Annotated in this window: 6 protein-coding genes; 3 read left to right on the plus strand and 3 right to left on the minus strand. The window is 31.7% G+C overall.

Annotation, left to right across the window (positions count from 1 at the left end):
* Window positions 1-199 precede the first annotated feature (199 nt).
* Complete coding sequence (locus AACZ53_RS05090; protein WP_339835342.1) at window positions 200-1,465, plus strand: hypothetical protein; 1,266 nt, start codon at window positions 200-202, stop codon at window positions 1,463-1,465.
* Between the two features lie 139 nt (window positions 1,466-1,604).
* On the opposite strand, the gene cphA is transcribed toward AACZ53_RS05090, so the two are convergent.
* Window positions 1,605-4,229, minus strand: a complete 2,625-nt coding sequence (cphA, locus tag AACZ53_RS05095; RefSeq protein ID WP_339835345.1) for a cyanophycin synthetase — start codon at window positions 4,227-4,229, stop codon at window positions 1,605-1,607.
* Between the two features lie 399 nt (window positions 4,230-4,628).
* Between cphA and AACZ53_RS05100 the strand changes: the two genes are divergently transcribed.
* Both AACZ53_RS05100 and AACZ53_RS05105 read left to right on the plus strand, forming a co-directional pair.
* Window positions 4,629-5,501 (plus strand): cyanophycinase, encoded by an 873-nt coding sequence (locus tag AACZ53_RS05100; protein ID WP_026717047.1) that lies wholly within the window; start codon window positions 4,629-4,631, stop codon window positions 5,499-5,501.
* A gap of 74 nt (window positions 5,502-5,575) precedes the next feature.
* On the plus strand, window positions 5,576-6,418 hold the full coding sequence (locus AACZ53_RS05105) for an isoaspartyl peptidase/L-asparaginase (RefSeq protein ID WP_339835350.1): 843 nt from the start codon (window positions 5,576-5,578) through the stop codon (window positions 6,416-6,418).
* Between the two features lie 71 nt (window positions 6,419-6,489).
* Here AACZ53_RS05105 and AACZ53_RS05110 read toward each other — a convergent pair whose 3' ends face one another.
* Window positions 6,490-7,914, minus strand: coding sequence for a T9SS type A sorting domain-containing protein (locus AACZ53_RS05110; protein WP_339835353.1), 1,425 nt, complete (start codon window positions 7,912-7,914; stop codon window positions 6,490-6,492).
* A gap of 216 nt (window positions 7,915-8,130) precedes the next feature.
* A partial coding sequence (locus tag AACZ53_RS05115; RefSeq protein ID WP_339835355.1) for a hypothetical protein occupies window positions 8,131-8,382 on the minus strand: 252 nt, incomplete at its 5' end.

Below are 8,382 nucleotides of genomic sequence, written 5' to 3' on the forward strand. Positions count from 1 at the left end.
TTTTCTGTTTGAAGAAATTCTCACCTTGTTTATGTTCCTTGCATGAATAAGTTGAATTAAATCCTCGAGGTCAAATAGTTAAAGATACCTTATTTTATTTTTATATTAATTTTTTTGCTGAAGAAATTCAGCCTAGAATTCTAGTACCCAAAACAAACTTAACAATTAGACTTTTTTAGTCTCAAAAAATACTATTCTCATGAAAAACCTACTTACTATATCGATCCTTGCATTAACATTATCTTTAAATGCACAAAATTTTGAAAGTTACTCATTCAGTGGTGGTCACACTACAGCTAAAAAATCTGATGGAACTCTTTGGGGTTGGGGCTATGCGTCTTCAGGTCAATTGGCAACTTTAAGTCAAAACGAACCTAAACCAGTTAAACTAAGCGAAGAAAAAGATTGGAAAACAGTTCAAACAGGAATTAAAAATACATTTGCTATCAAACAAGACGGAACACTTTGGGCTTGTGGAAGTAACGAATATGGTGCTTTAGGAATTAACTCTGAAGAACAAGTTGTTGAATACTTTCATCAAGTTGGTGAAGATTCAAACTGGATTAAAGTTGCACCATCTTATTTGTTTACTGTTGGTATAAAAGCAGACGGAACAATTTGGGCTTGGGGTCAAAATGATTCAAACCAAATGGGAAATAAAACAAAAAGTGCTCAAGAATTGTCACCTATTCAAATTGGAGAAGCTTCAAATTGGGGTGATATAGCTACAACTACAAATAAAACGGCCTTCGCAATTAAAGAAGATGGAACAATTTGGGGTTGGGGATTAAATGATTCTAATTTAATAGTTGCAGATTCAAGAGTTGGGAACACTTATTTACCAACACAAGTAAATAATGATAAAGACTGGGTTAGAATTGAGGGTGGAAAAAACCATGTTATCGCTCAAAAAACTGACGGAACAATTTGGGCTTGGGGAGAATCTAGTATGGGTCAATTAGGAAGTGGTGATTTAGTTACTTATACAAACAGACCACAATTAGTTTCTGCTGATAAATGGATTGATTTCTCTGCTGGATTTGCTGTTTCTTATGCCGTTAAAAACGACGGAACATTATGGGCTTGGGGAAGAAATAACTTCGGACAACTTGGTGATGGAACTACAGAAAATCGTAATGTGCCAGTACAAATTGGAACTAATAAAAACTGGAAAACTGTTCAAGCAAAAGGATTTCAAGCAACTATGTTGACTAAAGCTGACGGAAGTATTTGGTATATGGGATGGAATACTTTTGGTTCATTTGGTAACGGAACTTATACTAATGCTATGGTTCCAACTAAAAATGACAATCTTAATTTATTAAATACACCTCAATACAATCACAGAGAAGTTCTAGCAGCTAACAAAAAAGCTAAAGGAAGAATGCAAGAAAAAGATTTACAAGCTAATTTAGATGCTGCAATTAAAAACAAAAATGAAGTTACAGTTCTAGATAAAAATTAAATAATTGTTTGTTTTGATAAAAAACCCAAATTCTAATTATTGAATTTGGGTTTTTGTTTTTTATAATATGATTAAATGAATCTTCGTTTTCATTAAATAAATTTTCACTTTTAGAATCGTTTAAAACTTTATATAATTTCTAAACATTCTGTTCCTCATTTTCTTTATCCAAATAATTTTGAACAATGTCAATGGCATTAGCAACTACATCACTTAAAGCTGTAATAAATGCACCTTCTTCTACAGTGTCTATTGCATGTTTTATAGCTTCTGTTTCTAATGGAATTATTTCATAAGTAGTATTGCTGTTTGCTTCATTAATTCCTTCTAAGATTAAATCAATGATTTCTTGTTCGGTTCTACCACGTAAATATTTTTCTTGTCTGATGATAATATGATCAAACATTCTTCCCGCGATTAAACCACATTCTTTAATGTCTTCATCACGTCTGTCTCCGACACCGGCAATAATTCCAATTTTTTTAGCAGCTTCTATATTGTTTAAATAATCTTCAATTCCTCGATATCCAGCAGGATTGTGAGCAAAATCAATTAATACTTTAAATTTTCTAAACTCAAAAATATTCATTCGTCCAGGAGTTTGAGCTACACTTGGAATAAATGTTTTTAAAGATAAACTGATATCGTCTGTTTTAAATCCCCATAAATAACTCGCAAGAGTTGCCGCTAAAACATTAGCAATCATAAAACGTGCTTTTCCATTTAATGTTAAAGGAACGTGAGTTGCTCTTTCAACTCTAATTTTCCATTCTCCTTTTTTAATTGTGATATATCCATTTTCATAAACCGCAACAGTTTTACCTTCTTTGCTTAATTTTTTTATAAATGGATTTTCTTCGTCTAAACTAAAATAAGCTACGTTGCAATCTAAACTTTCTCCAATTTTTACACATTGTTCATCTTCACCATTTAAAATGGCCCAACCATCTTTTTTTACACTTCTAACTACAACACTTTTTACTTTTGCTAAATCTTCTAAGGTATGAATGTCAGCTAAACCTAAATGATCTTCAGCAACATTTGTCATTACGGCAATATCACAACGACCGAAGCCTAAACCAGAACGCAAAATTCCACCACGAGCTGTTTCTAAAACGGCAAATTCTACTGTCGGATCTTTTAAAATATATTCTGCAGAAAGTGGACCAGTTGTGTCTCCTTTTTCCATCATGTGGTTTTGAATGTAAATTCCATCTGATGTTGTGAAACCAACTTTGTACCCATTATTTTTTACAATATGAGCAATTAAACGAGTAGTAGTTGTTTTTCCATTTGTTCCAGTTACTGCTATAATTGGAATGCGACTTTCTTTTCCTGGAGGATAAAGCATATCGATTACTGGAGCAGCTACATTCCTTGGTAATCCTTCAGATGGAGCTAAGTGCATTCTAAATCCAGGTGCTGCGTTTACTTCTAAAATACAACCTCCATTTTCTTTAAGAGGTTGCGTTAAGTTTTCGGCCATTATATCTACACCACAAATATCTAATCCAATAACTCTTGAAATTCTTTCGCAAAGAAAAATATTTTCTGGATGCATCATATCAGTAACATCTACTGAAGTTCCACCTGTACTTAAATTTGCAGTTGATTTTAAATAAACTACCTCACCATTTGCAGGAATTGTGTCAACGGTGTAACCATATTTTTCTAATAAATCTTCTGAATCTCTATCTATTTCTATTTGAGTTAATACATTTTCGTGTCCATAACCACGTCTTGGATCTTTATTGGTAATATCTATTAATTGTTGGATTGAATTTTTTCCGTTACCAACAACATTTGCTGGCACTCTTTTAGCAGCAGCAACTAATTTATTATCAATGATTAAAACCCTGAAATCAAAACCAGTTACGAATTTCTCTACAATAACTCTTCTACTATATTTTTTGGCATACGTTAAACCTTCAACAGCTTCTTCCCATGTTTTTACGTTTATAGATGCACCTTTTCCATGATTTCCGTCCAAAGGTTTTAGAACAATTGGGTAACCTATTTTTTTGATTGTATCTTCTAAGTCTTCTTCGTCTACACAAATGTCTCCATCTGCAACAGGTATTGAAGCCATGTTTAACATTCTTTTAGTTTGTTCTTTATCACAAGCAATATCTACCGCAATGTTACTAGTTTTACATGTAATAGTTGCCTGAAAGCGCATTTGATTAATTCCATAACCCAATTGTACTAAGGAATTTGTTCCCAAACGAATCCAAGGAATATCTCTTGCAACAGCTTCTTCTACAATACTTCCTGTGCTTGGTCCAAGTCGAACGCGCTCACGAATTTCACGCATTTTTTGTAAATCAGCTTCTAAATCATAATCAGTTCCAGAAATTAGAGCTTCGGCAATTCGTACTGATGATTCAGCTGCAAAAACTCCTACATTTTCTTCTGTATAACTAAAGACTACATTATAAATTCCAGGTGTTTTGGTTTCTCTGGTTCGACCAAAACCAGTATCCATTCCGGCAAGTGTTTGAATTTCTAAGGCAATATGTTCAATGACATGACCCATCCAAGTACCTCGTTCTACCCGCATAAAAAAACCACCTTTACAACCTTCTGAACATCTGTGTTCTATCATGGTTGGAAACATTGCTTCAATTCGCTCACGAAAACCTTCAATCTTATCGGTTGGAGATTGTTCCATTTCCTCTAAATCTAATCGCATTTGGATTAGTTTTTTTCTTTTTACACTCCAAAGGTTTGGTCCACGTAAGGCTTGAATTTTAAGTATTTTCATTATTGGTCTTTGTTTATTGTTGTAATAGTTACGAATCTGTTAAAATTAAGGATTTTTTGTTTTAATATTTTATTTTTTTTGAAAGAAATTTAAAAATATTTTTTTTATTTGAATCGGATGTTGATTTTCAGACTTTTAGAAACATTATCTAATACAAAAGAGGATTATCTTCAAGCCCTGATAGGAATGGCATCCTTTTTTGTACTTCTTTTTTCTTTTTAAAAGTAACTTGAAAAAAAAGATAGAATGGATAGCAGAAAAATAGATTGTTAATAAGCTAAGTGTTTTGCTCAAAAATAAAATAAAATAAAATTGAAGGTTGATGGTATGAATTTGTTACTTTTACCAAATGAATTCGATCAATAGAATTTATACTAATTGGGGGAAATATAACACTATATGAACTGTAAAGGTAAATTAATAATTATTGGTGGAGCTGTTGATAAAGGCAGTTTTACAGAAAATAAATTCGATAAAGACGTAGCAAAAAATATTAATTTCTTTGAAAAAGGAATTTTGAAACGTATTATTGATGAATCGAAGCATAAAGAAAAATCTAGAATTGAAATTATACCAACTGCATCAAGTATTCCTAAAGAAGTTGGAGCAGAATATGTAAAAGCTTTACATTATTTAGAAGCAGAAAACACAGATGTTTTAAATATCGAAAATCGTGAACAAGCCAATAGTGAGGAAACTTTAGCTCGTTTAAAAGCAGCTGATGTTGTTATGTTTACGGGTGGAGATCAATTGCGTTTGACATCTATTTTGGGTGGAACAAAGTTTCATGATATGTTGTTGGATAAGTATGAAAATGAAGAATTTGTTTACGCAGGAACTTCGGCTGGTGCAGCTGCAGCATCTAATCACATGATCTATCAAGGTAGTAGTAGTGAAGCCTTATTAAAAGGTGAAGTAAAAATCACAAGTGGTCTTTCGTTAATTGACAATGTGATTATTGATACGCATTTTGTTAAACGTGGCCGAATTGGTCGTTTGTTTCAAGCAGTTGTTAGTAATCCAAGATTGTTAGGAATTGGACTTGGTGAAGATACCGGACTTTTAATTAAGAATAACAATCAAATGGAAGCTATTGGTTCTGGTTTGGTAATTTTAGTGGATGGAAAAGAAATAAAAGAAACTAATTTAACTGAAATTTCATTAGGCGAACCAATTTCTATAAATCATTTAGTTACTCACGTAATGAGTATGCATGATCTTTTTGATTTGAGTACTTATAAAATGAAAATTCATACTTCTCAACACGTTTAAAAAAAATATTGCAGATTTTAGAAAGTAGATTTTACATCTGCTGACTATTTTCTATATTCCAAAATCATATTTCTATGAAATTAATTATTCACGGTGGATTTTTTTCGGAATCATCGACATCAGATACGACAAAAGTTGCTAAACAAAATGCTTTATTGAGAATTGTAAAAGATTCTTATACTTATATGGAAACGCATTCTGCTTTAGAAACAGTAGTTTTTGCAGTTTCTTTGTTGGAAGATGATGCCTTGTTTAATGCTGGAATTGGTTCTCAAATTCAGAGTGATGGAAAAATTAGAATGAGTGCTTCTTTAATGGATGGTATGACTAATAAATTTAGTGGTGTTATTAATATTGAAGAAGTTAAAAATCCCATTCAGGTTACTGAAATTTTATTGCATGTTGATGATAGAGTTTTAAGTGGTGAAGGTGCAACTCAATTTGCAAGAAATCATGGTTTTGAAAAATTCTCTACTGAAATTCCACAACGAAAAGCTGAATATGAAGCAAAAGCAAAATCAAACGGTCAAGGAACTGTAGGTTGTGTGGCTTTTGATAAAAACGGAAACATTGCAGTAGCAACTTCTACGGGTGGAAAAGGTTTCGAAATTGTAGGAAGAGTTTCTGATTCGGCAACTGTAGCAGGAAATTATGCAAATGCTTACTGTGGTGTAAGTCTAACTGGTGTTGGAGAAGATATTACAAGTAATGCAACTGCTGCAAAAATTGTAACTCGAGTTACAGATGGATTTACGTTAGAACAAGCTTTTGAAAAAACTTTTGAAGAATTAAAGCCTTATGATGGTTTTGCAGGTGCAATTGCTATAGATAAAAAGGGAAATATGTTTCATCAAGATTCACATCCTACAATGGTTTTTGCTAGTTTTGATGGGAAAAAGGAAGAGGTTTTTGGATAATACTTACTATCACAAAATAAAAACACCTAACAAGTTTAATAATCTGTTAAGTGTTTTTTTGTTTTAGTAAATTAGTTCTTAATTAATTTAGTCATTATACTACTGTTGTCAGTTGTTAATGTAATAAAGTAAATTCCGTTAGATTGATTAGAAAAATCTAAACGATTACTTTGTAACCCAGAATTTCTTTCAGATTTTAAAATAGTAATAACTTGACCTTGAATATTTGTTACTGTTATTGTTATTTTTTCAGATTTGTCCATAGTATAATCAATATTCACAAAACCATTTGTAGGATTAGGATAAGCAACTAAATTTCTTTTATCCTTTATTATATTGTTTATAGCTAAAGTAGTAGGACATGAAACATTTTGAAAAGTATTTGATGGAGTATTATTTCCAATTCCTAGTTGACCTTCAATATTTCTACCAGTTGACCAAGTGCTAGTTGTAGTTTCCATTGTTAATGAATGTAAATTTCCTGCAGAAATTAATTGCCAAGTATTACTTGTACCAACTTGATTAAAAACATTTGTATTTGTATTGTTTCCAAGACCTAATTGTCCACTATTGTTAAATCCACTTGACCTTAAAGTATTATCATTTTTAATAATTAAAGAAAAAGTTTCACCAGCAGAAATTGCCAAACATAAAGAAGGAGTTCCGTCAGAACTAAAGCTAATTGGAATTGGTAAATTAGTAGGAGTATTAGTTCCATCACCAAGTTGACCGTTAACATTGTTTCCCCAAGAATATAAAAATCCTGAAGTATCAATTGCTAAACTATGATCAAATCCAGCTGAAACTTCAGACCAATTATTTGCTGATCCAATTAAAGTAGGAAATAAACTAGTGTTAATAGTTCCGTCACCAAGTTGACCAAAAGTATTATTTCCCCAAGCATACATAAGACCAGCGTTATCAATCGCTAACGAATGTTGATTTCCAGCATCAATTTTTAACCAATTTGAAGCAGTTCCAACTTGCACTGCAACACTTTGATCTATAATGCTATTTATTCCAAGTTGGCCTAAATTGTTTAATCCAAAAGACCATAAAGTTCCATTTGTTTTTATCACTAAACTAAATCTGTTTCCAGCAGAAACAGTTTGCCAATCTGTTGCAGATCCTACTTGAGTAACTGTCCAAGTAGCAGAATTAAAGACACCGTTTCCTAACTGACCAAATTGTCCATTTCCCCAAGACCAAAGAGTTCCGTTAGTTTTTACAGCTAAAGTATGAACTGTTCCAGCAGAAACTGTTGCCCAATCATTAGCAGTGCCAATTTGGATTGGTAAGTTTTGATTGGCCATATTTCCGTTTAGACCAAGAAGATTTCCGTTCATTCCCCAACCCCAAAGAGTTCCGTCTATTTTAATTCCCATAGAGAAATTTTGTCCAGCTGAAACCGTACGCCAACAACCTGTTCCTGTTTGAGCGTTTATTGAAATTGAAAACAAAAAAGTAATAACTGAGATAAGTAATGATTTTTTCATAATAGTTTAAATTTAGAGTGTTAATTCAACTATATATCAAAGAACGTATTCGTTTGTTACCTTTTATTTGAAATAAGTCATAAATAACTGATAACAAAATACTTATAAAGGTAATTCATTATTTAATACAAAAGGTTTTTTGTTAAAAAATAAATGCAAAAAAAATCCAATCCATAGATTGGATTTTTAATTTAATTAGTGATTGATGTGCTTTTATTAATATCTAGAGTTTAAAATAAAATTGTTTATTTTATCAGATTTACCAAAGTAAACTTCATCGTCTTTGAAAAATATTAAAACAAGTTGATCCAAGGGACTTGACCTTAATCTGAATATGTTTATTTTTTTATTTTTTAACTCCTTTGTTATTGTTGAATTTAGTAAATCGTTTTTAGGAAATTCATAAGCACTTATATAGTTTCCATTTTTATCGACATTTACTTCAACAAAGTACCATGAGTTATTAAA

The organism is uncultured Flavobacterium sp. (assembly GCF_963975005.1).
Classification (GTDB): domain Bacteria; phylum Bacteroidota; class Bacteroidia; order Flavobacteriales; family Flavobacteriaceae; genus Flavobacterium.